This window comes from Pseudomonas sp. ERMR1:02 (assembly GCF_002277815.1).
In the GTDB taxonomy this organism is placed as follows: Bacteria; Pseudomonadota; Gammaproteobacteria; order Pseudomonadales; family Pseudomonadaceae; genus Aquipseudomonas.
The window spans coordinates 20,545-45,242 of sequence record NZ_NKJI01000016.1 but is presented as its reverse complement, the minus strand read 5'-3'; the positions used below and the strand labels follow the sequence as shown (position 1 = coordinate 45,242).

At 59.7% G+C, this 24,698-nt stretch carries 26 protein-coding genes; 13 read left to right on the top strand and 13 right to left on the bottom strand.

Annotated features, from left to right (window positions below; all coding sequences use genetic code 11):
- The first annotated feature begins 29 nt into the window (after positions 1-29).
- Both CES87_RS23750 and CES87_RS23745 read left to right on the top strand, forming a co-directional pair.
- Positions 30-1,328: a serine/threonine protein kinase gene (locus tag CES87_RS23750; RefSeq protein ID WP_128608010.1), complete on the top strand. Its 1,299-nt coding sequence runs from the start codon at positions 30-32 to the stop codon at positions 1,326-1,328.
- Positions 1,321-2,109 carry a VacJ family lipoprotein gene (locus CES87_RS23745; RefSeq protein ID WP_128608009.1) on the top strand — a complete coding sequence of 263 codons (789 nt, stop codon included), beginning with the start codon at positions 1,321-1,323 and terminating at the stop codon, positions 2,107-2,109. Before CES87_RS23750 ends, CES87_RS23745 begins: the two co-directional genes overlap by 8 nt.
- Positions 2,110-2,297: 188 nt before the next feature.
- Here CES87_RS23745 and CES87_RS23740 read toward each other — a convergent pair whose 3' ends face one another.
- On the bottom strand, positions 2,298-3,212 hold the full coding sequence (locus CES87_RS23740; protein ID WP_128608008.1) for a DUF808 domain-containing protein: 915 nt from the start codon (positions 3,210-3,212) through the stop codon (positions 2,298-2,300).
- Positions 3,213-3,346: 134 nt separating this feature from the next.
- On the opposite strand from CES87_RS23740, the gene CES87_RS23735 reads away from it, so the two are divergent.
- Entirely contained in the window at positions 3,347-3,952 is a 606-nt protein-coding gene (locus CES87_RS23735) for a TetR/AcrR family transcriptional regulator (protein ID WP_128608007.1), read from the top strand.
- Between the two features lie 101 nt (positions 3,953-4,053).
- On the opposite strand, the gene CES87_RS23730 is transcribed toward CES87_RS23735, so the two are convergent.
- A complete protein-coding gene (locus CES87_RS23730) occupies positions 4,054-4,512 on the bottom strand; it encodes a transposase (protein WP_128608006.1) in 459 nt (152 codons plus the stop codon).
- A gap of 207 nt (positions 4,513-4,719) precedes the next feature.
- Positions 4,720-5,160: a heme-binding protein gene (locus CES87_RS23725; protein WP_128608005.1), complete on the bottom strand. Its 441-nt coding sequence runs from the start codon at positions 5,158-5,160 to the stop codon at positions 4,720-4,722.
- Between the two features lie 280 nt (positions 5,161-5,440).
- On the opposite strand from CES87_RS23725, the gene gcl reads away from it, so the two are divergent.
- The 8 genes from gcl (at position 5,441) to CES87_RS23685 (ending at position 15,147) form a co-directional block, all read left to right on the top strand.
- Positions 5,441-7,216, top strand: coding sequence for a glyoxylate carboligase (gene gcl, locus CES87_RS23720; protein WP_128608004.1), 1,776 nt, complete (start codon positions 5,441-5,443; stop codon positions 7,214-7,216).
- A 154-nt stretch (positions 7,217-7,370) separates the two neighbouring features.
- Positions 7,371-8,153 (top strand): hydroxypyruvate isomerase, encoded by a 783-nt coding sequence (gene hyi / locus CES87_RS23715; RefSeq protein WP_128608003.1) that lies wholly within the window; start codon positions 7,371-7,373, stop codon positions 8,151-8,153.
- Positions 8,154-8,287: 134 nt separating this feature from the next.
- The gene (locus tag CES87_RS23710) at positions 8,288-9,181 is read left to right on the top strand and encodes a 2-hydroxy-3-oxopropionate reductase (protein WP_128608002.1); all 894 of its coding nucleotides are present in this window, start codon (positions 8,288-8,290) and stop codon (positions 9,179-9,181) included.
- A 150-nt stretch (positions 9,182-9,331) separates the two neighbouring features.
- A complete protein-coding gene (locus tag CES87_RS23705; protein ID WP_128608001.1) occupies positions 9,332-10,612 on the top strand; it encodes a glycerate kinase in 1,281 nt (426 codons plus the stop codon).
- A complete protein-coding gene (pyk, locus tag CES87_RS23700; RefSeq protein WP_128608000.1) occupies positions 10,602-12,017 on the top strand; it encodes a pyruvate kinase in 1,416 nt (471 codons plus the stop codon). The genes CES87_RS23705 and pyk overlap by 11 nt, the downstream gene beginning before the upstream one ends.
- Positions 12,018-12,162: 145 nt before the next feature.
- On the top strand, positions 12,163-13,077 hold the full coding sequence (locus tag CES87_RS23695) for an urea transporter (protein WP_128607999.1): 915 nt from the start codon (positions 12,163-12,165) through the stop codon (positions 13,075-13,077).
- A 21-nt stretch (positions 13,078-13,098) separates the two neighbouring features.
- On the top strand, positions 13,099-13,923 hold the full coding sequence (locus CES87_RS23690; protein WP_128607998.1) for an ion transporter: 825 nt from the start codon (positions 13,099-13,101) through the stop codon (positions 13,921-13,923).
- A 228-nt stretch (positions 13,924-14,151) separates the two neighbouring features.
- A complete protein-coding gene (locus CES87_RS23685; protein ID WP_128607997.1) occupies positions 14,152-15,147 on the top strand; it encodes a sulfate ABC transporter substrate-binding protein in 996 nt (331 codons plus the stop codon).
- A gap of 165 nt (positions 15,148-15,312) precedes the next feature.
- Here CES87_RS23685 and CES87_RS23680 read toward each other — a convergent pair whose 3' ends face one another.
- Together CES87_RS23680 and CES87_RS23675 are read right to left on the bottom strand one after the other, a co-directional pair.
- Positions 15,313-15,756, bottom strand: a complete 444-nt coding sequence (locus CES87_RS23680; protein WP_128607996.1) for a hypothetical protein — start codon at positions 15,754-15,756, stop codon at positions 15,313-15,315.
- A 106-nt stretch (positions 15,757-15,862) separates the two neighbouring features.
- On the bottom strand, positions 15,863-16,507 hold the full coding sequence (locus tag CES87_RS23675; RefSeq protein WP_128607995.1) for a hypothetical protein: 645 nt from the start codon (positions 16,505-16,507) through the stop codon (positions 15,863-15,865).
- 243 nt (positions 16,508-16,750) lie between these two features.
- On the opposite strand from CES87_RS23675, the gene CES87_RS23670 reads away from it, so the two are divergent.
- The gene (locus CES87_RS23670) at positions 16,751-17,956 is read left to right on the top strand and encodes an MFS transporter (RefSeq protein ID WP_128607994.1); all 1,206 of its coding nucleotides are present in this window, start codon (positions 16,751-16,753) and stop codon (positions 17,954-17,956) included.
- 87 nt (positions 17,957-18,043) lie between these two features.
- Here CES87_RS23670 and CES87_RS23665 read toward each other — a convergent pair whose 3' ends face one another.
- Both CES87_RS23665 and CES87_RS23660 read right to left on the bottom strand, forming a co-directional pair.
- Positions 18,044-18,448, bottom strand: coding sequence for a type II toxin-antitoxin system HicB family antitoxin (locus CES87_RS23665; protein WP_128607993.1), 405 nt, complete (start codon positions 18,446-18,448; stop codon positions 18,044-18,046).
- Positions 18,448-18,660, bottom strand: coding sequence for a type II toxin-antitoxin system HicA family toxin (locus tag CES87_RS23660; protein WP_128607992.1), 213 nt, complete (start codon positions 18,658-18,660; stop codon positions 18,448-18,450). The genes CES87_RS23665 and CES87_RS23660 overlap by 1 nt, the downstream gene beginning before the upstream one ends.
- 591 nt (positions 18,661-19,251) lie before the next feature.
- Between CES87_RS23660 and CES87_RS23655 the strand changes: the two genes are divergently transcribed.
- Complete coding sequence (locus tag CES87_RS23655; protein WP_128607991.1) at positions 19,252-19,614, top strand: DUF6124 family protein; 363 nt, start codon at positions 19,252-19,254, stop codon at positions 19,612-19,614.
- A 237-nt stretch (positions 19,615-19,851) separates the two neighbouring features.
- On the opposite strand, the gene phnP is transcribed toward CES87_RS23655, so the two are convergent.
- The 6 genes from phnP to CES87_RS23625 are packed head-to-tail and all read right to left on the bottom strand — an operon-like array spanning position 19,852 to position 24,696.
- Positions 19,852-20,601, bottom strand: coding sequence for a phosphonate metabolism protein PhnP (gene phnP, locus CES87_RS23650; protein ID WP_128607990.1), 750 nt, complete (start codon positions 20,599-20,601; stop codon positions 19,852-19,854).
- Positions 20,592-21,158, bottom strand: coding sequence for a phosphonate metabolism protein/1,5-bisphosphokinase (PRPP-forming) PhnN (gene phnN / locus CES87_RS23645; RefSeq protein WP_128607989.1), 567 nt, complete (start codon positions 21,156-21,158; stop codon positions 20,592-20,594). Before phnN ends, phnP begins: the two co-directional genes overlap by 10 nt.
- A complete protein-coding gene (locus CES87_RS23640) occupies positions 21,158-22,303 on the bottom strand; it encodes an alpha-D-ribose 1-methylphosphonate 5-triphosphate diphosphatase (protein ID WP_128607988.1) in 1,146 nt (381 codons plus the stop codon). Before CES87_RS23640 ends, phnN begins: the two co-directional genes overlap by 1 nt.
- The gene (gene phnL / locus CES87_RS23635; RefSeq protein ID WP_128608083.1) at positions 22,293-23,027 is read right to left on the bottom strand and encodes a phosphonate C-P lyase system protein PhnL; all 735 of its coding nucleotides are present in this window, start codon (positions 23,025-23,027) and stop codon (positions 22,293-22,295) included. Before phnL ends, CES87_RS23640 begins: the two co-directional genes overlap by 11 nt.
- Positions 23,027-23,833: a phosphonate C-P lyase system protein PhnK gene (gene phnK / locus CES87_RS23630; protein WP_128607987.1), complete on the bottom strand. Its 807-nt coding sequence runs from the start codon at positions 23,831-23,833 to the stop codon at positions 23,027-23,029. The genes phnL and phnK overlap by 1 nt, the downstream gene beginning before the upstream one ends.
- Complete coding sequence (locus CES87_RS23625; protein WP_178081474.1) at positions 23,830-24,696, bottom strand: alpha-D-ribose 1-methylphosphonate 5-phosphate C-P-lyase PhnJ; 867 nt, start codon at positions 24,694-24,696, stop codon at positions 23,830-23,832. The genes phnK and CES87_RS23625 overlap by 4 nt, the downstream gene beginning before the upstream one ends.
- Between the last annotated feature and the right edge of the window lie 2 nt (positions 24,697-24,698).

Sequence of the window (24,698 nt, the reverse complement as noted above, 5' to 3'; positions counted from 1 at the left end):
ATTCGGTACCTCTTCTAAGGGATTTAGTCATGCTCCGTTCCCTGCGCTTCGCCGCCCTGTTTGGTGGCCTTATCTTGAGTGCGTCTGCACTGGCGGTCGACATCGACGCCGCCAGTTACGGCTATCCCTTGACCAACCCGTTCGAAGCGACCATCGCCACGACACCGCCAAACTTGCGCCCGGAGTTGCCGCTCGACGACGACATCGATCAATCGGATCGCAGCGTCACCTTGCGCCCGGAGCGACAGTTCGAGCTTCCAGACAACTTCTGGCCGGTAAAAAAACTTACCTATCGCATCGCCACCCAGGATAAAGCCGCACCTCTGATCTTCCTGATCGCCGGCACCGGCGCGCGCTATGACAGCAGCCTGAACGAGTACTTGAAAAAGCTTTACTACAAAGCTGGGTACCACGTGGTGCAATTGTCCTCACCCACCAGTTTCGACTTCATGAGCGCCGCGTCGCGCTTTGCCACGCCCGGCATCACCAAGGACGACGCCGAAGACATGTACCGGGTGATGCAGGCCGTGCGCGCGCAAAACCCGAAACTGCCAGTCACCGATTACTACCTGACGGGCTACAGCCTGGGCGCGCTGGATGCGGCATTCGTCGCACACCTGGACGAAACCCGCCGCAGCTTCAACTTCAAGAAAGTGCTGCTGCTCAATCCTCCGGTCAACCTCTACACCTCGATCACCAACCTGGACAGACTGGTCCAGACCGAGGTCAAGGGCATCACCAATACGACTACCTTCTATGAGCTAGTGCTGAACAAGCTGACCCGCTACTTCCAGCAGAAGGGCTACATCGACCTCAACGATGCGCTTCTCTACGATTTCCAACAGTCCAAGCAGCACCTGAGCAATGAACAGATGGCCATGCTCATCGGCACTTCGTTCCGATTTTCGGCGGCCGACATCGCCTTCACCTCGGACCTGATCAACCGCCGCGGCCTCATCACCCCACCGAAAACCCTTATCACCGAAGGCACCAGCCTCACGCCGTACCTCAAACGTGCACTGCAATGCGACTTCGACTGCTACATCACCGAACAAGTGATCCCGATGTGGCGCGCCCGCACCGATGGCGGCAGCCTGCTGCAACTGATCGACCAGGTGAGTCTGTATGCGCTCGCGGATTACCTGCACAACAGCCCGAAAATCGCCGTCATGCACAACGCCGACGACTTGATCCTCGGCCCCGGTGACCTCGGTTTCCTGCGCAAGACTTTCGGCGATCGCCTGACCGTTTACCCGCTGGGCGGCCATTGCGGCAACATTAACTACCGCGTCAACAGCGACGCCATGCTGGAGTTCTTCCGTGGCTAAATACCTCCTGCTTATCGCCGCGTTACTCTGCGCAACCGCTGCCAATGCCGACAACAGCAAAGCCAATGCTCCCGTGGTCATCGACAGTGATGGTTTCAAAGAGCCACTGAGCAAACTCAAGTTCAACCCGGGGCTGGATCAGCGCGAGTTCGAACGCTCGACACTCAGCGCGCTGAACGTCTACGACCCGCTGGAAGAGTGGAACCGCCGCGTTTACCACTTCAACTACCGGTTCGACCAATGGGTGTTCCTGCCGGTGGTCAATGGCTATCGCTACATCACGCCAAGCTTTTTGCGCACCGGCGTCAGCAACTTCTTCAACAACCTCGGCGACGTACCGAACCTGCTCAACAGCCTGTTGCAGTTCAAGGGCCAGCGTTCGATGGATATCACCGGACGGCTGCTGCTCAACACCACCATCGGCATCGCCGGCCTGTGGGATCCTGCCACCGCCATGGGCCTGCCGCGCCAGAACGAGGACTTCGGCCAGACCCTGGGCTTCTATGGCGTACCAGGCGGCGCCTACTTCGTATTGCCAATCCTCGGTCCGTCGAACCTGCGGGACACAGGCGGCCTGGTGGTAGATTTCAGCGCTGAGAATGCAATCAACTTCCTCAACGTTGCCGAAGTCAGCTCCAACCATCCAGAGGTCTGGATTCTGCGCGCCGTCGACAAGCGCTATCAGACCAATTTCCGCTATGGCCAGATGAACTCGCCGTTCGAGTACGAGAAAGTGCGTTACGTGTACACCGAATCGCGCAAGTTGCAGATCGCCGAGTAATTGCGGCAGCCAAAAAAAGGCCATTCGATGCGAGTCGAATGGCCTTTTTAGTTGAAATCTTTGAAACGCCACAAAACCATGTGGGAGCGGGCTTGCTCGCGAAAGCGGTATATCAGACAACTGAGATGTTGAATGTTAGAGCGCTTTCGCGAGCAAGCCCGCTCCCACATTTGAATTGCATTCAGGCCTTAGCCCTTCAGCGCTTTCCAGACTTTGCTGACAGCCATAACCCCAACCAACACCACCGCACCCGCCACAATCCCCGCCACACCATTAAGCAACGTCGGCACGATAAAACCGGCACCGCCCGCCCCCGCGCTGACACTCTCGATCCAGTGATGCACCACCGGCACGCCGTGGGTCAGGATGCCGCCACCGACCAGGAACATCGCCGCAGTGCCAATCACCGACAAGCTTTTCATCAGATACGGTGCCGCACGCAAAATTCCGCCACCGATACTTTTGGCCATCTGCCCGGGCTTTTGGGTCAGCCATAGCCCCAGATCATCGAGCTTGACGATGCCCGCCACCAACCCGTAAACCCCGACGGTCATGACGATGGCGATGCCCGAGAGCACGACGACTTGCTGAGTCAGCGCCGCATCGGCCACGACGCCGAGGGTGATGGCGATGATTTCCGCCGAGAGAATGAAGTCGGTGCGGATCGCGCCCTTGATCTTGTCCTTTTCGAAGGCCACCAGATCCACCGCCGGATCTGCAACCGCCTCGACCAGTTCGGCATGTTCAGCCTGATCTTCAGCTTTGCTGTGCAAAAACTTGTGGGCGAGTTTCTCGAACCCTTCGAAGCACAAGTAGGCACCACCGAGCATCAACAACGGCGTGACCAACCAGGGAATGAACGCGCTGATGGCCAATGCCGACGGCACCAGGATCAGCTTGTTGATGAACGAACCCTTGGCCACCGCCCAGACCACGGGGATTTCCCGCTCGGCACGCACGCCACTGACCTGCTGGGCATTGAGCGCCAGATCGTCGCCCAGCACACCGGCGGTCTTCTTGGCGGCCATTTTGGTCATCAACGCCACGTCGTCCAGTACGGCGGCGATGTCATCGATCAGCACCAGCAAACTGCTTCCTGCCATGAATCGGGTTTCCTTCTTGAATGAATGGCGTGCAGCATAGCGTGGCCGAGCGTCGCACGGAGCATTCTTGAGCGCCGCCAAAGGCCGGTGCTACCATGCGCAACCGCCAGTACAGGCAAGGAACCACCTGGTTTATGAGCACCATCCGCGAGCGCAACAAACAACTGATCCTGCGTGCCGCCAGTGAGGAATTTGCCGACAAGGGCTTCGCTGCGACCAAAACCAGCGACATCGCAGCCAAGGCGGGATTGCCCAAGCCCAACGTCTACTACTACTTCAAATCCAAGGAAAACCTCTACCGCGAGGTCCTGGAAAGCATCATCGAGCCGATCCTTGCAGCTTCGACACCGTTCAACCCTGACGGCGTGCCCAGCGAAGTCCTGAGCGGCTACATCCGTTCGAAAATCCGCATCTCCCGTGACTTGCCATTTGCCTCCAAGGTATTCGCCAGCGAGATCATGCACGGCGCCCCGCACCTGAGCGCCGACCTTGTCGAACAGCTCAACGGCCAGGCCAGGCACAACATCGACTGCATCCAGACCTGGATCGACCGCGGCCAGATCGCCCCCATCGACCCCAATCACCTGATGTTCAGCATCTGGGCCGCGACCCAGACCTACGCCGACTTCGACTGGCAAATCACCGCCATCACCGGTAAGGCCAAGCTGGATGAAGAGGATTATGAAGCGGCGGCGCAGACGATTATCCGGTTGGTGCTCAAGGGGTGTGAGCCGGACTGATAGACCGCGGTGCGGCCTTCGCGAGCAAGCCCGCTCCTACAGGGCAATGCATTCCAATGTAGGAGTGAGCCTGCTCGCGATTGAGGCGACACGGTTTTAGCTCAAACCCAGATGGCGTCCCACAGCGGATAGTCGCCAAGCTTCTCTACCAGCCCAGCCCTCAATGGGTTGGCCACGACATACCGAGCCAGCTTCACCAAATCCTCCTCCCGCCGCAGTGCCCGATCATGAAAACCTCTCTGCCAGAGACTGGTATTTCGACCGGTGGACTGCCGCACCGCCTTGGTACTCATCGACTTGGTCTTTTGCATCAGCTCACTCAATGATCCCTGCTGCAATTCAATTAACCAATGAAAATGATCCGGCATGACCACCCAGGCCAGTGAGTTAGCCTGGCCAAGATTCTGTGCATTTCGAAATTGATCGACGACCAGCCTGCCCAAGGCGAAATCCTTGAAAACCGGCGTCCTGTGAAGTGTGTTGGTGGTTAACAGATAAATTCGACTGGCTTCGGCATAGCGCCCGACTCGCAATCGGTGTGCAGCAGGTAAATCCGGCATTCCTTTGCCTCTCAGATCAGGTCCTGAGAAGGCTAGTTCTGTGGATTCAAGTGAGTTGGGTAAACTCTTGGCTGGATGTTTCTGGTAGATAGCTATCGCGAGCAGGCTCACTCCTACAGGGGTTTTAGGTGTTCAGACATTTTGTGTCAGACCACGATCCTGTAGGAGTGAGCCTGCTCGCGATAGCGGTTAATCAGTGACTGAAAATCAAGCCACCACCCCAGCATCCGCCGTCAACCCCAACGCCTCGATCGCATTGATCGCGCACTGTTCATCGACATCCGACAGATCCCCGCTGATCCCCACCGCCCCCAGCACATTCCCACCCTGATCGCGAATCAGCACACCACCCGGTGCCGGCACGACGCTGCCCTGCCCCAAGCTGTTCAAAGCGGCGATGAACGCCGGGCGTTGTTGTGCGTCCAGCGCCAGCAGGCGCGAGCCTTTGCCCAGTGCGATTGCGCCCCAGGCCTTGCCAATGGCGACCTGAGGGCGTAGCAGGCTGGCGCCGTCTTCGCGTTGCAGGGTGATCAGATGCCCGCCGGCATCCAGTACCGCGATGGTCAAGGGCGCTGCGGATATTGCCCTTGCTGCGTTGATGGCCTCGTTGACCAGGTTGACTGCGACTTTCAAGGTTAAAGCGCTCATGGTGCCGTCCTCATTTTGTTTTGCGGAAAGCCGGTGGACTGCGGTTTTGGTCTCACGCTTGCGTCGCAGTCCGATGCAACAAATAGAACACAATGAATTATTTTTTTGTATACAATAATTATCGAAAAGCGCCACATGCGACGAAAAGCCACAGTCTAATGGGCTTCCGACGAATGAAACGATCGCTTGAGAAAATGGATTGACCTGCGCCGTCCGCCGTGAATACACTCTGCGCAAAGCCACTTGTATACAATTACAAAACGTAAAGAGGCACAAAACCATGAGCAAAATGAGAGCAATCGAAGCCGCCGTTCTGGTGATGCGCCGTGAAGGGGTTGATACCGCTTTTGGCATCCCGGGTGCCGCCATCAACCCGCTGTACTCCGCCCTACAAAAGGTCGGCGGCATTGATCACGTCCTCGCTCGCCACGTTGAGGGCGCGTCGCACATGGCCGAGGGCTACACCCGCACCAAGGCCGGCAACATCGGCGTGTGCATCGGCACCTCCGGCCCGGCCGGTACCGACATGGTCACCGGGCTCTACAGCGCCTCGGCCGACTCGATCCCAATCCTTTGCATTACCGGCCAGGCACCCCGCGCCCGTCTGCACAAGGAAGACTTCCAGGCCGTCGACATCACCAGCATCGTCAAGCCGGTTACCAAGTGGGCAACCACCGTTCTGGAACCGGGCCAGGTGCCTTATGCATTCCAGAAAGCCTTCTTCGAAATGCGTTCCGGCCGCCCAGGTCCGGTACTGATCGACCTGCCGTTCGACGTGCAGATGGCCGAGATTGAATTCGACATCGACGCCTACCAGCCGCTGCCGCTGGCCAAGCCGAGCGCGACCCGCATTCAGGTGGAAAAGGCCTTGGCCCTGCTCGATCAGGCCGAGCGTCCATTGCTGGTGGCCGGTGGCGGCATCATCAATGCCGATGCCAGTGACCTGCTGGTGGAATTCGCCGAACTGACCGGCATTCCAGTCATCCCGACCCTGATGGGCTGGGGCACCATTCCCGACGATCACCCGTTGATGGTCGGCATGGTCGGTCTGCAAACCTCGCATCGTTATGGCAACGCCACGATGCTCAAATCCGACGTGGTGCTGGGTATTGGTAACCGTTGGGCCAACCGTCATACCGGTTCGGTCGACGTCTACACCGAAGGCCGCAAGTTCATTCACGTCGACATCGAAGGCACGCAGATCGGCCGCGTGTTCACCCCGGACCTGGGCATCGTGTCCGACGCCGCTGCCGCGTTGACCGTGTTCATCGAAGTCGCTCGCGAATGGCAAGCCGCCGGCAAACTGAAAAACCGCAGCGCGTGGCTGCAAGACTGCCAGCAGCGCAAATCCAGCCTGCAACGCAAGACTCACTTCGACAACGTACCGGTCAAGCCGCAGCGTGTTTATGAAGAGATGAACCAGGTGTTCGGCAAGGACACCTGCTACGTCAGCACCATCGGTCTGTCGCAGATTGCCGGTGCGCAGTTCCTGCACGTCTACAAGCCGCGTCACTGGATCAACTGCGGTCAGGCAGGCCCATTGGGCTGGACCATTCCGGCGGCGCTGGGCGTGGTCAAGGCTGATCCGACCCGCAAGGTCGTCGCGCTGTCGGGCGACTATGACTTCCAGTTCATGATCGAAGAATTGGCGGTGGGTGCGCAGTTCAAGCTGCCATACATCCACGTTGTGGTGAACAACTCGTACCTGGGCCTGATCCGTCAGGCACAGCGCGGTTTCGAGATGGATTACTGCGTGCAGCTGTCCTTCGACAACCTGAACGCGCCGGAACTCAACGGTTACGGTGTTGACCACGTCGCGGTTGCCGAAGGCCTGGGCTGCAAGGCACTGCGTGTGTTCGAACCGTCCGAGATCCAGCCTGCCCTGCGCAAGGCTCAGGAGATGATCGAGGAGTTCAAGGTTCCGGTGATCGTCGAGATTATCCTGGAGCGCGTGACCAACATTTCCATGGGCACCGAGATCAACGCCGTCAACGAGTTCGAAGACCTGGCGCTGGTCGGCAACGACGCACCGACTGCGATTTCGTTGCTCGACTAACTGCTGATCGCACCCTCTGATTGATCGTTCCCATGCTCTGCGTGGGAATGCAGCCCGGGACGCTCCGCGTCCCAAAGCGGACGCAGAGCGTCCATTGAGGCATTACCACGCAGAGCGTGGGAACGATCCGATGAAAATTTAACAGGAGACCACCATGCCGCGTTTCGCAGCCAACCTGTCCATGCTGTTCACCGAACAGGACTTTCTCGCCCGCTTCGAAGCGGCCGCCAAGGCCGGTTTCAGTGGTGTCGAATACCTGTTCCCATACGACTTCAGCTCTGCCGAAATCAAGGCCAAGCTCGATGCCAACGGTCTGACCCAAGTGCTGTTCAACCTGCCGGCCGGTGACTGGGCCAAGGGCGAGCGCGGTATCGCGTGCCTGCCGGACCGGGTTGAAGAATTCCGCGCCGGTGTCGACCTTGCCATTGCTTACGCGCAAGTGCTGGGCAATACCCAGGTCAACTGCCTGGCCGGTATTCGTCCACAAGGCGTCGACGATGCCACCGTGGAAAAAACCTTCGTCGCCAACCTCAAGTATGCGGCCGACAAGCTGCACGCAGCGGGCATCAAACTGGTGATGGAAGCGATCAACACCCGCGACATCCCGGGCTTCTACCTGAACAACACGGCGCAAGCCCTGTCGATTCGCGAACAGGTCGGCAGCGCCAATCTGTTCCTGCAATACGACATCTATCACATGCAAATCATGGAGGGCGACCTGGCCCGCACCATGGCGGCGCACCTGGGCGAGATCAACCATATTCAGTTGGCCGACAACCCAGGGCGCAACGAACCGGGCACCGGTGAAATCAACTACCGCTTCCTGTTCGAACACCTGGACCGCATCGGTTATCAGGGTTGGGTCGGTTGCGAATACAAGCCGTTGACCACCACCGAAGCGGGCTTGGGTTGGCTCAAGACCCATAACGCGATCTGACGCGAGACCGCGTCATCGTTCTTCGCGGGCAAGCCTCGCTCCTACGGGAGACGGGTTGCCTGTAGGAGCGAGGCTTGCCCGCGAAGGCGTCCTCGCTGACACCCCACGAATTTGCGAAAAAAGAGGATTTTCTCATGGCTAAAATCGGATTTATCGGCACCGGCATCATGGGCCACCCAATGGCGGCGAACCTGCAGAAAGCCGGTCACAGCCTGTTCCTGTCGGCGCACCACGACGCCGCCCCTGCCGACCTGATCGCCGCCGGCGCTGTTGCCCTGGCCAACCCGAAAGAAGTCGCCCAGGAAGCCGAATTCATCATCGTCATGGTCCCGGACACCCCGCAGGTCGATGACGTGCTGTTCCGCGCCGACGGCATCGCTGCCGGTGTTGGCAAGGGCAAAGTCGTGATCGACATGAGCTCGATCTCGCCGACCGCCACCAAAGCCTTCGCCGCAAAGATCAACGAAAACGGCGCGCAGTACCTCGACGCGCCAGTGTCCGGCGGTGAAGTCGGTGCCAAGGCCGCGACCCTGAGCATCATGGTCGGCGGCGATGCCGATGCCTTCGAACGCGCCTTGCCGCTGTTCCAGGCCATGGGCAAAAACATCACCCTGGTCGGTGGCAATGGCGACGGTCAGACCGCGAAAGTGGCGAACCAGATCATCGTCGCACTGAACATCCAGGCCGTGGCGGAAGCCCTGCTGTTCGCTTCGAAAAACGGTGCGGACCCGGCAAAAGTACGTGAAGCGCTGATGGGCGGTTTCGCTTCGTCGAAGATCCTCGAAGTGCACGGCGAGCGCATGATCAAAGGCACCTTCGATCCGGGCTTCCGCATCAGCCTGCACCAGAAAGACCTGAACCTGGCCCTGCAAGGCGCAAAGGAGCTGAACATCAACCTGCCGAACACCGCCAACGCCCAGCAAGTGTTCAGCACCTGCGCGGCCATCGGTGGCAGCAACTGGGACCACTCGGCGCTGATCAAAGGCCTGGAACACATGGCGAACTTCTCGATTCGCGACAAGAAGTAAGTCCTCGCCCCGCTCCCCGTAGGAGCGAGGCTTGCCCGCGAAGAAAGCGCCTCGGTGCTGCAGAAACACCGTGGTGCCTGGTTCGCGGGCAAGCCTCGCTCCTACAGGGGACCCCGCTTTCCCCAATAACAAGAATTCCGGGAGCCCGCCATGTCGGTCAATCCGCAACAATTCCTGCGCGAGCTGTTCGCCACAGCCATCGACGCGGCCCATCCGCAGCAAGTCCTCGAAGCCCATTTGCCTGCCGATCGCAGCGGTCGGGTGATCGTCATCGGTGCCGGTAAAGCCGCGGCCGCCATGGCCCAAGTAGTCGAACGCTGCTGGCAGGGTGAAGTGTCCGGTCTGGTGGTGACGCGTTACGGTCACGGCGCCCCCTGCGAAAAAATCGAAGTGGTCGAAGCCGCGCATCCGGTACCGGACGCAGCCGGTCAAGCCGTAGCCAAACGAGTATTCGAGCTGGTCAGCAACCTGAGCGAATCCGATCGCGTGATCTTCCTGCTGTCGGGCGGTGGTTCGGCGCTGCTCGCACTTCCGGCTGCAGGAATCACCTTGGCTGACAAGCAGTCAATCAACAAAGCCCTGCTCAAATCCGGCGCCACCATCGGCGAGATGAACTGCGTGCGCAAGCACCTCTCGGCGATCAAGGGCGGACGCCTGGGCAAGGCCTGCTGGCCTGCCACTGTTTATACCTATGCGATTTCCGATGTACCGGGCGACCTCGCCACGGTCATCGCCTCCGGCCCCACCGTGGCCGACCCGAGCACTTCGGCCGAAGCGCTGGCGATCCTCAAGCGCTACAACATCGAAGTTCCAGCGTCCGTACGCACCTGGCTGCAAAGCCCGGAATCGGAAACGGTCAAACCCGGCGACCCGAGCCTGGCCCGCAGTCACTTTCAGTTGATCGCCCGCCCACAGCAATCGCTGGAAGCCGCAGCGGTGAAATGCCGTCAGGCCGGGTTCAGCCCGCTGATTCTTGGTGACCTGGAAGGGGAGTCCCGCGAAGTGGCGAAAGTCCACGCTGGCGTCGCCCGTCAGGTCGTTCAGCACGGCCAGCCGTTGGCGGCGCCCTGCGTGATTCTCTCTGGTGGTGAAACTACGGTGACCGTGCGTGGCAATGGCCGCGGCGGACGCAACGCCGAATTCCTACTGAGCCTGACCGACAGCCTCAAAGGCCTGCCCGGCGTCTATGCGTTGGCCGGTGACACCGATGGCATCGACGGCTCCGAAGACAACGCCGGGGCGATCATGACCCCGGACAGCTACGCCCGCGCCGCCGCACTGGGCTTGAGCGCCAGCGACGAGTTGGACAACAACAATGGCTACGGGTATTTCGAGGCGCTGGACGCACTGATCGTCACCGAGCCGACCCGCACCAACGTCAATGACTTCCGCGCCATTTTGATTCTCGAGAGCCATAACCATGACGCCTGATAAAAAGGTCAAAATCCTCGCCACTCTGGGACCTGCCACCAACGGCATCGACGACATCCGTGAGCTGGTTCAGGCCGGGGTTAATATCTTTCGCCTGAACTTCAGCCACGGCGATCACGCCGACCACGCCCAGCGCTATCAGTGGATCCGTGAAGTCGAGCGCCAACTGAATTATCCGCTGGGCATTCTGATGGACCTGCAAGGCCCGAAACTGCGGGTCGGCAAGTTCGCTGAGGGCAAGGTGCAACTGATTCGCGGCCAGGCCTTGCGCCTGGACCTCGATGCCACGCCGGGCGATGAACGCCGGGTCAACCTGCCGCACCCGGAAATCATCGCCGCGCTAGAGCCTGGCATGGAACTGTTGCTGGACGACGGTAAGCTGCGCCTGCGCGTAGTCACCAAGTACGCTGACGCCATCGACACCACGGTGCTCAATGGCGGCGAACTGTCGGACCGCAAAGGCGTGAACGTGCCGCAAGCGGTGCTCGACCTGAGCCCGCTGACCGCCAAGGATCGCCGCGATTTGAGTTTCGGTCTGGAGCTGGGTGTGGACTGGGTGGCGCTGTCGTTCGTGCAGCGTCCGGATGATATCCGCGAGGCCCGCGCACTGATCGGCGACAAAGCGTTTTTGATGGCCAAGATCGAGAAGCCCACAGCCGTCACACAACTGCGGGAAATCGCCGAGTTGAGCGACGCGATCATGGTCGCTCGCGGTGATCTGGGCGTGGAAGTCCCAGCTGAAAGCGTGCCGCAGATCCAGAAGAACATCATCAGCACCTGCCGCCAACTCGGTAAGCCGGTGGTGGTGGCGACGCAGATGCTGGAGTCGATGCGCTTCTCACCGGCGCCAACCCGTGCCGAAGTCACCGATGTGGCCAACGCTGTAGCCGAGGGTGCCGACGCGGTGATGCTGTCGGCAGAAACCGCGTCCGGTGAGTACCCGCTCGAAGCCGTGCAGATGATGAGCAAGATCATTCGCCAGGTGGAAAACGGTCCGGACTATCAAGCCCAGCTCGACGTCAGCCGACCGAAAGCCGAAGCCACGGTTAACGATGCGATCAGCTGTGCGATCCGTCGTATCAGTAACGTGTTGCCGGTGGCGGTGCTGGTGAATTACAGCGAGTCGGGGACGTCGAGTTTGCGTGCGGCGCGGGAGCGACCGACGGTGCCGATCCTTAACCTGACGCCAAACCTTTCGACCGCTCGCCGCCTGACCGTGGCGTGGGGCGTGCATTCGGTGGTCAATGATCGTCTGCGTCAGGTGGATGAAGTGTGTTCGACGGCGCTGGAAATTGCCCAGGCCCAGGGCATGGCGCAGCGCGGTGACACGTTATTGATCACGGCAGGTGTGCCGTTTGGGCAGCCCGGATCGACTAACTCTTTGCGCATTGAGACATTGATTTAGCGCCCATACCGGCCTCATCGCGAGCAGGCTCACTCCTACATTGGTTTTGTATTGCTCACAAGACCAGGACTGAACGCAGATTCAGTCTAGGAGTGAGCCTGCTCGCGATGCAGGCAACTCGGTCCTACTGACTTTTAGAACTGCCATGCCTGCCAATCACTTCAACACCCACTGCCCCGACTGGGCCGAGGCTTTTCTCAACGGCTTCAGTCAAATATTCCTCCAGCGCAATCCGCTGTGCGGCCTGCTGTGCCTTTTAGCCATTCTGTTCACCGCCCCGGCCCTGCTCGGCGGTGCGCTGCTGGGAGGTGTCGCCGGGCTGCTGACGGCACAACGGCGCAATTACGCCAAGGCTGATCGCCAGGCAGGGTTGTTCAGTTACAACGGCGTTCTGCTTGGTTTGTTGCTGAGCCTGTATTTCCCCTGGTCAGCGATGTTACCGCCGCTGATCCTCGCCGCCGGCGGCCTGAGCGCGATGATTACGCAACAGTGGCTCAAACGCGTCCGGGTCAGCCAATACCTGCCTGCCTACACGGCGCCCTTCGTGGGGCTTGGCTGGTTGCTGCTGTGCTTCGCCACGCCCTCGACAAAAGCGCATTTGATCGAAATCACCACGCTGAACATGCTCACCGCGCCATTGAAAGGCTTCGGCCAAGTGATGTTCCTTGGTCATCCGCTGGCCGGTGCGATGATTGCCGTCGGTTTGCTGATCGCTGATCGCCGCGCATTCTGCTGGGCGTTGTTGGCGTCTGTCGCGGGCATGGGCTGGAGCTTGCTGCATCACGACTTTTACAGCGCATTGCTCGGCCTCGGTAGCTATAACGCCGTACTCGCCGCCCTCGCCTTCAGCTCGCTGCGCCAGCAACCGTGGCTGCCGCTGGCCAGCATTGCATCAGCGCTGTTGCTGACGCCGGTGTTTGCCGCCATCGGTTTGCCAACGATGACCGCGCCGTTCATCCTCGCCTGCTGGCTGATCCGCACGGCTGTGCAAATGCTCGGCAAGACCACTGTCGCCCATACGTCTTGCGCTCTGGAGGACAATCAACCTAGGCTGCGCTGATCATTGAGTCAGGCGTTATCCATGGACAGCAGCAAAAACTGGCGTGAACAGCTTTACGTCATGATTTTCCAAAGCGACACCAAGGCCGGCCGGCGCTTCGACGGCATTTTGCTGTTGATCATCCTCGCCAGCATTGTGATCGTGATGCTCGACAGCATCGACACGATCCACAAGAACTACGCCGATGTTTTGGCGTACATCGAGTGGGGCTTCACGGTTATCTTCCTCGGCGAGTACATCCTGCGGCTGTACTGCTCGCCCAAGCCGTTGCGCTATGCCTTCAGCTTTTATGGGCTGGTAGATTTGCTGGCCATCGTGCCCGGTATCCTCGCGCTGTATTACGCCGATGCCCAGTACCTGCTGATTATCCGAATCATCCGGATGCTGCGGATTTTCCGTGTCCTCAAACTCAGCCCATACCTGAAACAAGCCAACTACCTGATGTCGGCGCTGCGCGGCAGCAAGCAGAAGATCGTGGTGTTTCTGGTCACTGTCTGCACCCTGGTGACGGTGTTCGGCACACTGATGTATGTGATCGAAGGCCCGGAACACGGCTTTACCAGCATTCCCAAAGGCATCTATTGGGCGATCGTGACCCTGACCACAGTAGGTTTCGGCGACATCGTGCCGAAGACGCCGTTGGGCCAGGTGATTTCGTCGCTGGTGATGATCACCGGTTACTCGATCATCGCCGTGCCGACCGGGATTTTCACCGCCGAACTGGCCAACGCCATGCGCGGCGAACAGCTGCAACACGACTGCCCGGTGTGCCGGAAAAACAGCCATGAACATGGCGCGGCATTTTGTTCCCGGTGCGGCAATGCACTGTTCAAAAAATTGGAATAAGCAAAGTGCTTTTTAATCTTTAAATGAATATGCGAGCCCGGCTATAGTCGCTGGCAAAATGGTATCGATCCCTACACATCCCACCTGTAGGAGCGAGCACGCTCGCGATGGACGTCAACGATGACGCGGGCTGTCTGAATGCGAGCGTTGTCTTGGCGTTTTTCGCGAGCATGCTCGCTCCTACAGGTGGTGCGGCAGCTCCTACACACACAGAACAAGGAATTCGCAGTGAAAAAAATCTTTGGCGCCTCACTTCTGGCCGCTAGCCTGGCACTGACCAGCATGGCTCAGGCCGCACCGACCCTGCTCAACGTTTCCTACGACGTGATGCGCGATTTCTACAAGGACTACAACACTGCGTTCCAGAAACACTGGCAAGCCGAACACAACGAAAACATCACCCTGCAAATGTCCTTCGGCGGCTCCAGCAAACAGGCGCGCTCGGTCATCGACGGTCTGCCGGCTGACGTAATCACCATGAACATGGCCACCGATATCAATGCCCTGGCGGACAACGGCAAACTGGTTCCGGACAACTGGGTCACGCGCCTGCCCAACAACAGCGCGCCGTTCACCTCGGCCACCGTATTTATTGTCCGCAAAGGCAACCCCAAAGCCCTGAAAGACTGGCCGGACCTGCTCAAGGACGGCGTGCAAGTCATCGTGCCGAATCCGAAGACCTCGGGTAACGGCCGTTACACCTATCTGTCGGCGTGGGGCTACGTGCTGAAAAACGGCGGCGACGAGAACAAGGCCAAAGACTTCGTCGGCAAGTTGTTCAAGCAAGCACCAGTGCTCGATACCGGTGGCCGTGCAGCCACTACCACGTTCATGACCAACCAGATCGGCGACGTGCTGGTGACCTTCGAGAACGAAGCGGAAATGATCGCCCGCGAGTTTGGCCGTGACCAGTTCGAAGTGATCTACCCGAGCGTCTCCGCCGAAGCCGAGCCACCGGTGTCGGTAGTCGATAAAACCGTCGATAAGAAAGGCACCCGTGCCGCCGCCGAGGAATACCTGAAGTACCTGTGGTCGCCGGAAGGCCAGGAAATAGCCGCCGCCAACTACCTGCGTCCGCGTGATCCGGCGGTACTGGCCAAGTACACCGACCGCTTCCCGAAAGTGGACTTCCTGTCGGTCGAGAAGACCTTCGGTGACTGGCGCACCGTGCAGAAGACCCACTTCAATGATGGCGGGATTTTCGACCAGATTTATGCGCAGTAAGCGCTGAACATAAAAAAGGCGACCTGAAGAGGTCGCCTTTTTTGTACGCGTTGCCCTTCTGTAGGAGCGAGCATGCTCGCGAAGAAACCATGGACACCGTTGGGCATCTGGTTTCCCGCGTTATCGTTGACGACCATCGCGAGCATGCTCGCTCCTACAGGGACGTCAGCTCAGGTTGCCGCAGAAAATAGCCTGGTGACCGTCCGCCGGGCTTTCCTTCACCACCAGCGCATAGCCGCCCGCTCGAAGCGTTTCTACATTGACCGGTGCGCTTTTCCAGAAGTACTGCATGGACGCTTGCGAATAGAACCGCGCATTCGGACCGTCGTTCATGTCATAGGCCGGTTTCGCACTCAGGCTTCCACAACTGCCCTGATAGATGTACGCCTGCAAACGGCCTGGCAAGGCACTGCCCTGAGGCTCGCCACTGACAGCGAACCAGAACACGGTTGCATGACCATCGGGCATCATGATTGGCCGGGCGATGTTCCCGGCATTGATGGAAGTAGCGTTCAGGGGAACGTTGGTGACCTGACTATCAGGTACCGTCGAGCACCCGCAGATCATCCCAACCGCTACCACCAACGCCAGCGAAGATACGATTTTCATCGTGATACTCCCGCTTTGTAAGGACGCGTTGAAGTGATCCCCCTGTTGATTTTAGCTGTCGCGGGAAAGCGGGTATTTCTTCGGATAGTCGGTCGCCCAGTGAACATTACATGGGGGGTGTCACACCATCCTTGCCCGCGGAAATCGATTGGGCCGTCAGCGTTCCATCCGCACTTTGGGTCACGAATGTAACGATCTTCACGCCCACCTTCAGCAAGCTGCGATCCCCCGGCATCAGGTTGACGATCGGCACGTCTTCCGGCACTAGAATCTTCTGCTGACCGCCCTTGTAGTTGACGGTCAACACCCGGCCATTGCTGACCACCAGATCGCCGACGCTACCGTTGGTCATGCTGCTGCCCTTGACCAGATCAAAGGGTCGATGGCCATCGCCACTGCCCGCCAGTTCCGGTGGAAAGACGTGGACCTCCAGCGCCTTCAGACTTCCATCCTCTTGAGCAATAGCTGCCGAACCGATGTAGCTGCCGGGCTTGATGTCCTCGATATTGGCCATGGTGACGGCACGGACCTTGGTGTCCTTGGTCAGGTTGATGGTCACGTTCTCGCCGCTATTGGCGTGGACTTTCAGGACATCGGGGCTCACCCCCGTAGGGCTCACACCGGTAATCTCTCCCCGTACGCCAATACGCATGCCCGGTGCATCCTGCGCCTGGGCCTGGCCTGCGGTGAACAGGCCGATCAGCGTGACAACCGAAACGCCGTATACAAGGTGACGGAACATCGCATTCATGGAAGTGCCTTCCTGTGATGAAACGTGAAAAGAGAAAAGAGAAACATAAGCACGCTATCGAACAAGATGTAAGTGAATGTATCATCGACCCATGATTTTTTGACGCAACGGTCATCGGCGGACGGCACGCACGCTCGTCACTCATTCCGCAATGGAATGACTGCTATCACTCCAAACTCTCTTCCGCCCTATTGGTCAGGCCATTAGCCTGCACGCATTCCCATTTGTTCAGCGAGACACGTTATGAATCCAGCGACTCAGGTGCCCCAAGGCACCGCGACAATGACCCGAGGCATGGTGCTGCTGTTCGCCTTTTGCTGCGGTGCGATCGTGGCCAATATTTACTACGCCCAGCCAATCATCGGCCTGATCGCGCCGGACATCGGCCTGACCAGCACCATGGCCAGCTTCATCGTTTCGCTGACCCAGATTGGTTATGCGTTGGGCCTGTTCTTCCTGGTTCCGCTGGGCGATCTGCTGGAAAACCGCCGCTTGATGATCATCACCACCCTGGTGGCGATTGCCAGCCTGTTGGGCGCAGCATTCACCGACCAGCCGAATGTGTTTTTGCTGATCTCGTTGCTGGTGGGATTCAGTTCGGTGTCGGTGCAGATCCTGATTCCGCTGGCTGCGCACTTGGCGCCGGAAGAGTCTCGTGGCCGCGTGGTTGGCGGAATCATGGGGGGCCTGCTGTTGGGAATTCTGTTGGCGCGACCGGTGTCCAGCGTCGTCGCCGATCACTTCGGCTGGCGAGCGATGTTTGTGATTGCGGCGCTTTTGATGGCGGGGATCAGCATCGTGCTGGCGGTAACCATTCCCAAGCGTGAGCCTGATCACAGTGCGTCTTATGGCCAGTTGCTCGGCTCGCTGTGGACGCTGCTGCGCCAGCAACCGGTGTTGCGTCAACGCGCGTTTTATCAGGGTTGCATGTTTGCCACGTTCAGCCTGTTCTGGACTGCCGTGCCGCTGGAACTGGCGCGCAATCATGGCTTGTCGCAATCGCATATCGCGATCTTCGCGCTGGTCGGGGCGATCGGCGCCATCGCTGCGCCCATTGCCGGTCGCCTGGCCGATGCCGGCCACACCCGCATTGCTTCCCTGCTGGCGCTGCTGTTCGCCAGCCTGAGCTTCCTGCCAGCCTTCATTCATCCGGCCTACAGCGTCATCGGTTTGGCGGTGACTGGCGTGGTGCTCGACTTCTGCGTGCAGATGAATATGGTTCTCGGCCAACGTGCGGTCTACGCTCTTGACGCCAAAAGCCGCAGTCGCCTGAATGCGTTGTACATGACCAGCATCTTCATTGGTGGCGCGTTCGGTTCTTCGGTGGCCAGTGCGGTGTATGAACAGGGTGGCTGGTTGTGGATCGTGATTGTCGGTAGTGCGTTTCCGTTGGTGGCGCTGGTTCGGTTTTTGAGTGCTTCAGAGAAGCGTTCGTTGGCGACGGCCTGATCTGTAGGAGCCGGCTTGCTGGCGAAGGCGGCACATCTATCAATAAAGATGGCGCCTGACACACCGCTATCGCCAGCAAGCCGGCTCCTACAACCGAGCCAGCTTCTCCATCGCCGCATCCGCCAGAAACGACGAACGGCTTTTGACATTGTGTTCGCGCACATAACGGTCGATTCGCTGGATCACATACCCCGGAAGCGTCACGTTGACCTTCTCGGTCTTGCCCAGATAGGGCGAAATATCGATTTCCAGTAGGCCCCAACCCATCTCGATGAAGTCAAGATTGCCGAGATGGTCAGCCATAGACGTCGGCATCGGAATCGTCTCCCCGCTCGCCGCAATCTCCTGCAGCATGATGTGGGCAATCTCGACCGCTGCGTTATAGGCATCTTCAAAGGTATCCCCGGCGGTTACCGCGCCTGGAATATCGGGGATCTGAATACCGATGGCGGTGTTTTCATCGCCCCACTCGATACAGATTGGATATTGCATTATGGATCTCCTGCGTAACTGGCTAGCGGGCAATACAGCCCGGCTCGCCTCCTGATGCTCTTGACCGTCCCGACCGGCAAATCCTTTTTCGGGTGGGGGACGGGAATCGTGTATGGGTTGTAACGGTGAGTGAAGATGTGATGACTGCCTGTGACCCGGTCCAACGTCCAGCCTGCCGCCATCATTTCCTTGATCAATAGCCTGCTCTGCACCATCGCCTCCTTGCTCCGGCCTAAATAAAAGTAACTCCAGAGTTATATTTACTCAAGCACAGATTTATACGGCGTGACGGGAGGTTGTTTTACCGCGTGTGAATGAGCCGCTTCCCCGATCTGTAGCGGCAGGCATTATTTAAACGCCTTCCGACCTTCAAACTGAGAAATACGTCGGACATTTCCCAATTCCTTGCCGAAAGGGTCTTTTGGAAACCTCGCCTGTCGGACGTATTACATGCCGGCGACAGCTGTTTAATCGCGTTTAGTTTCACTTCTTGTAAGCCACACGACCTTGCGCCGTTGCCTACGGGTACGCCAGAATCCGCCGGCTTGTGCAGCCTGACCGCGGGTTTTATCGTTGCTCGGCCACTGCTCATCAGTGGTCGGGCATAGCGGCCCGCGGCATCATTGCTGCTCGTGCATCCATCGCGCAGGTGCTTTTTCACACCTGTAGTTTGATGGTGGCTGTACGCAGGGCGCCTTCGGGCGCACCGGCTTTGCAATGTTCCCCGGTCCGCTACCTGCGTGCAGCTGCCACCCTTTTCGCATAGCGGCGGGAAGGGTTGGCACCAATGGGAAACATTGTTTATGACTAAAGTAACGCCTGATCCCCCAAATACAGACAACGCTTCCCCACACAAAAACCCCGATACAGAAAAGCCCGACGAAGCCACCGACCGTAACGTCGACGACGCTCAGCGCTCCTTCGCCGACATCCGAGCCCTCCCGCGCACGCCGTGCAAGACGTACAGCGTCAACCTGCAAGTCGACGTCCACTCCCTGCTCGGTGGTGTCAGCGAAGCGCTGGCCTCAGCCTGCGTGATCACCATGGACCTGGCAGACCAGGAGACAGGACCCAGCCGCAATACCCTGCTGGGCGTTCACCTGATCATGAGCGTGGCGGAAATTTCGGTGAACCGTGCACTGGACCTACTCGACCCCGCTGAGTAACCCAGCCACAGAGGCCCCCTGTGGGAGCAACTGTCTTGAAGTCTTTTTATTTTGAAGATCGATCAGAGGCAGGCGAACTCCCACAGTCTCAAACCATGTGGTTTTTCCCACGGGCCGAATGGCCAGCGCCAAGGCTCGGGCATTTGTGGAGTATGTTCAGGGGTTGTTACTGAATGAGGCTTGAATTCCTTCTCAATCAAGATCAAAAGATCGCAGCCTCGTTGCACTCGTCAGCTCCTACAATACAGCCCCATCAAACCCCACACTGACATTTCCCGGTAGCTCGCCGCGATGCTCCATCAACCACGCATCCAGCGTATGCCCAACATGGGTCAGTACCGCTGACACCGGTTGCAACTCATCAATACACGCCATCGCCAGATTCAGGTCGTTGTGGTTACGCGGGGCCTGCGGTTGTGGCGGCATCGAGCAGTCGAGCACCAGCAAATCCAGCGGTTGCTGTTGCAGCCAGGAAACAGTGGCTGGCGGCAGGCCTACAGTATCGGTCAGATAGGCGATCCGCCGGCCCTCGCCTTCCAGCAAATAGCCGAGGGTGGGTTTGGAGTGCAGCAGCGGCAAGGCGGTGACGCTCAGCGCGTCGAAGGTCCGGTTTTCAAAGGCTTCGAACGGCTGGCTGAAATCGAGAATGCCCGGGTGTTTGTAGAGGTCCGCCAGGCCTTCGGGGTCCGACGGGCCATGCACCGGGATCACCAGGCCCTGGCCCCAGCGCAGGTGCAATAGGCCCTGGGCATGATCGGCGTGGTAATGGGTCTGGAAGATGCCGTTGAAACTGCGCGGCGGGAAGCGTTCGGTGAGGTTCGGCAGGCCGCTGTCGATCAGCCAGCGTTGGTCGCCGCATTCGATCAGCGCGCAGCAGGGTTGTCGTCGCCAGCGTTCATCGGTGCGCGCGCGGGCGCAGGCCTGACATCCGCAGCCGTAGACCGGCACCTGACGGGCATCGCCGGTGCCCAGCAGCGTCAGGCGCATGGGTTGGCCTCGTCGATGCAGGCCAGCAGGCGTTCGACCGTATGTTCCAGTGGTCCGGAATTATCGAGTAGGTGCACTGTCGGGTCGTCGGCGAGAAGACGTTCGCCGAAGCGGGCATTGCGCGCCAGCCGCTGATCGATCTCGGCCACGGACTCACGCCCGCGCGCCAGCAGGCGCTGGCGCAACACAGTTTCGTCCACGGTCAGCAACACCGCCAGCACGTTCGGATAACGCTCACGAGTCTGCGGCAGATGCCCGCGCGAGCCATTGACCAGCACGTCATCCCCCGCCGCCAGCCAATCGTCGAATTCCCGCGGGATGCCATAAGCCAGGCCATTGGCCTGCCAGCTCAGGGCAAACGCGCCCTGACCCTGCATCTCGGCGAACTGCTGGGCGCTAACGCCCAGCGCCGCCTCGCCTACCGCTTCCGCCGAGCGGGTGATGACCCGCCGCACGATACGGCAGCCGCGTTCGGCCAACCGTGTTCGTGCAGCATCCAGCAGGCTGTCCTTGCCCGAACCTGAAGGCCCGATGAGATAGATCAACCTGCCTGACATCAAAACACCCTCTTCGCTTGTCGCCATACTTGCTGGACCACCGGTAAACCGTCTTGACTGCGTGCCTGCACCAGATCGGCGCGCAAGCCCGGAGCGATTTCGCCGCGATCATTCAGGCCTGCGGCCCTGGCCGGAGCCAGGCTAACCATGCGCACAGCCTCGGCCAGGTCGACCCGTTCGCTCTGAGCCGCCAGTGCAAATGCCGCTTGCAACAGGCTCGCCGGGTAGTAGTCACTGGACAAAATATCCAGTAGCCCTTCTGCCGCCAGGTCAGCGGCCGCCACGTTACCCGAGTGCGAACCACCGCGCACGATGTTCGGTGCGCCCATCAACACCTTCATGCCCTGTTGCCGGCAACCGCGCGCCGCTTCGACGGTGGTCGGGAACTCGGCGATGGTCATGCCGTAGCGCGCCGACTCTTCGACGTGGGCCAGGGTCGCGTCGTCATGGCTGGCTACCGACAGGCCGCGGGCCAGACAATGCTCGACAATCGCAGCGCGATAGCGGTCGCTGTACTCTCGGGAGTTGGCCATCTGCAACGTGATGAATTCGTCCATCTGCGTCGTCGTCAGGTGGTATTTGCCCATGTAGTACTCACGGTACTTGGACTCCAGCACGAATTGGCGCTGACCCGGCGAATGGTCCATCACCGACACCAGTTGCACCAGCGGATGCTCCACCAGATCGCGGAATACGCTGAGGGTGTCTGGATGGCACAGCTCGCAGCGCAGGTGCAGGCGGTGTTCGGCGCGGGTCAGTCCCGCATCGGAGGCGCTGGAGATCGCTTCGAGCATCGCCGGCAATTTCTGCATGCGATTGCCCTTGGGGTTGACGTCGCCGATAGACACCGCGTCGAACACCGTGGTGATACCGGCCGCGATGATTTGCGCATCGTGGCTGAGTACCGCCGAGCGCGACGGCCAGTCCACGCCGGGGCGCGGGGTCATGTGTTTTTCCAGGTTGTCGGTGTGCAGCTCCACCAGGCCCGGCAGCAAGTAATCGCCATTGAGGTCCTGGGCCTGGGGCAAGCGGCTCGGGCCTTCGGCCACGTCAACGATCAAGCCGTCGCGCAGCACCACGGTGCCGTAGAACACGCGGTCAGCGGTGACCAGTTGGGCATTGCTGAGGATCTGTTCAACGGGCATCGGCGTATTCCTCTTGGTTCACGACGGCAGGGGTAATGTCTAGAAGGCTCATGTCGAGATGGCGATCGGCAACCGCTTCCCGGGCGACGCGGTCGTGGAAGATGCCGATCAGCGCGGCACCGGCTTGTTTGGCTTCGTTCATCAATTCCAGCACCACCTGACGATTGCTGTCGTCCAGCGAAGCGGTTGGCTCGTCGAGCAACATCACTGGCCATGCCACCATGAAGCCTCGGGCGATGTTGACCCGTTGCTGCTCGCCACCGGAGAAGGTGCCGGGCGCCAGTTGCCATAAGCGTTGCGCAATGTTCAGGCGACTGAGCAGCAACTCGGCACGCGATTGCGCGAGGGATTTCGACCAGCCACGGGCCAGCGCCGGCTCCATCACCACGTCCAGGCACGCCACCCTAGGAATCACTCGCAGGAACTGGCTGACATAACCCAAGGTGCGCTGACGCACCTGCAGAATGTCCCGGGGCTCGGCACCCACCAGCTCCAGCCATTGCCCATCGTGCTGCACGCGGATGCTGCCGCCCGCAGGCAGATAGTTGCCATACAGGGTGCGCAGCAACGTGCTTTTACCGGCACCCGACTGGCCATGCAGCACCAGACATTCGCCGGCCGCCACACTGAAATCCACCCCGCGCAACACGTTGAGGACCACGCCGTGCTGCTGATGCAGGGTGAAGGTTTTCGAGAGGTCACGGACCTCGATCAAGGTATTCATCATGGCTGCAACACCGAAGACACCAACAGTTGAGAGTAAGGGTGCTGCGGATCGTCGAGAATCTGGTCGGTAAGACCGGTTTCCACCACCCGCGAGCGGCGCATCACCATCAGGCGATCGGCCAATAGCCGCGCCACTGCCAGATCGTGGGTGACGATCACCACCGCCAGATCCAGTTCACGCACCAACCCGCGCAACAGATCGAGTAAACGCGCCTGCACCGAAACGTCGAGGCCGCCAGTCGGTTCGTCCATGAACACCAGGCGCGGGCTGGAGACCAGGTTGCGGGCGATTTGCAGGCGCTGCTGCATGCCGCCGGAAAAGGTCCGGGGCAAGTCGTCGATGCGTTGCGGATCGATTTCCACCTGACTCAACCAGTCGAGCCCAGCCCCGCGCAACTGCTGGTAATTGCGAACGCCCTGGGCCATCAACCGCTCGCCGATGTTGGCCCCGGCCGACACGCCCATACGCAAACCGTCACGCGGGTTCTGCTCGACGAAGCCCCATTCGGTGCGCAGCAAAGTTCGGCGTTCGGCTTCGCTGGCGCTGTACAGGTCGAGCCATTGGCCCTGTTTGTCGCGGTAACCGATGCGGCCGTTTTGCGGCGGCAGGCGTCCGCTGAGTAGCGAGAGCAAGGTCGATTTACCGGAACCGGACTCGCCGACAATCCCCAGCACTTCACCGGGGTACAGGTCGAAGCTGACGCCCTGACAACCCTTTTCCGGGCCGTACAACAGCGACAGATCGCGCACTCGCAGCAAGGGTTCGGTGGCCACGGACAGTTCGTTTTTCAGCGCCTGGTTCATTGGGCCTGCTCCTGCTGGCTGACGCGCTGGGCGCAGTAATAAGTGTCGGAACAGACGAAGCTCTGGGTGCCGGCGTCATCGAGGATCAGCTCGTCGAGGAAGGACTCATGGCTGCCGCAGATGGCGCAGCACTCGTCCCACCTCTGCGCTTCGAAGGGGTGATCCTCGAAGTCGAGGCTGGTGACTCTGGTGTACGGCGGCACTGCGTACAGACGCTTCTCGCGGCCTGCGCCGAACAGCATCAGCGCCGGGCTCATGTCGAGTTTCGGGTTGTCGAATTTGGGGATCGGCGACGGGTCCATCACGTAGCGCTCGTCGACCATCACCGGGTAGGCATAGGCGGTGGCGATGTGGCCGAAAGTGGCGATATCCTCGTAGAGCTTGACGTGCATGACCCCATAATCGTTGAGGGCGTGCATGGTCCGGGTCTCGGTTTCCGACGGTTCGATAAAACGCAGCGGCTCAGGAATCGGCACTTGATAGACCATGATCTGATCGGCGTGCAGCGGGGTTTCCGGGATACGGTGACGGGTCTGGATTACCGTCGCGTCCGGGGTGATTTCGGTGGTGGCGACCCCGGCGGTGCGGGCGAAGAAGCGACGGATCGACACCGCGTTGGTGGTGTCGTCCGCGCCCTGATCGATGACCTTGAGCACGTCATCGTCGCCGAGAATTGCTGCGGTCAATTGCATGCCGCCGGTGCCCCAGCCGTAAGGCAACGGCATCTCGCGGCCACCGAACGGCACCTGATAACCGGGGATCGCCACGGCCTTGAGCAAGGCGCGGCGAATCATGCGTTTGGTTTGTTCATCGAGGTAGGCAAAGTTGTAGGCCGCGTCGCGGATCGGCGCCCCGCCCTTCATGG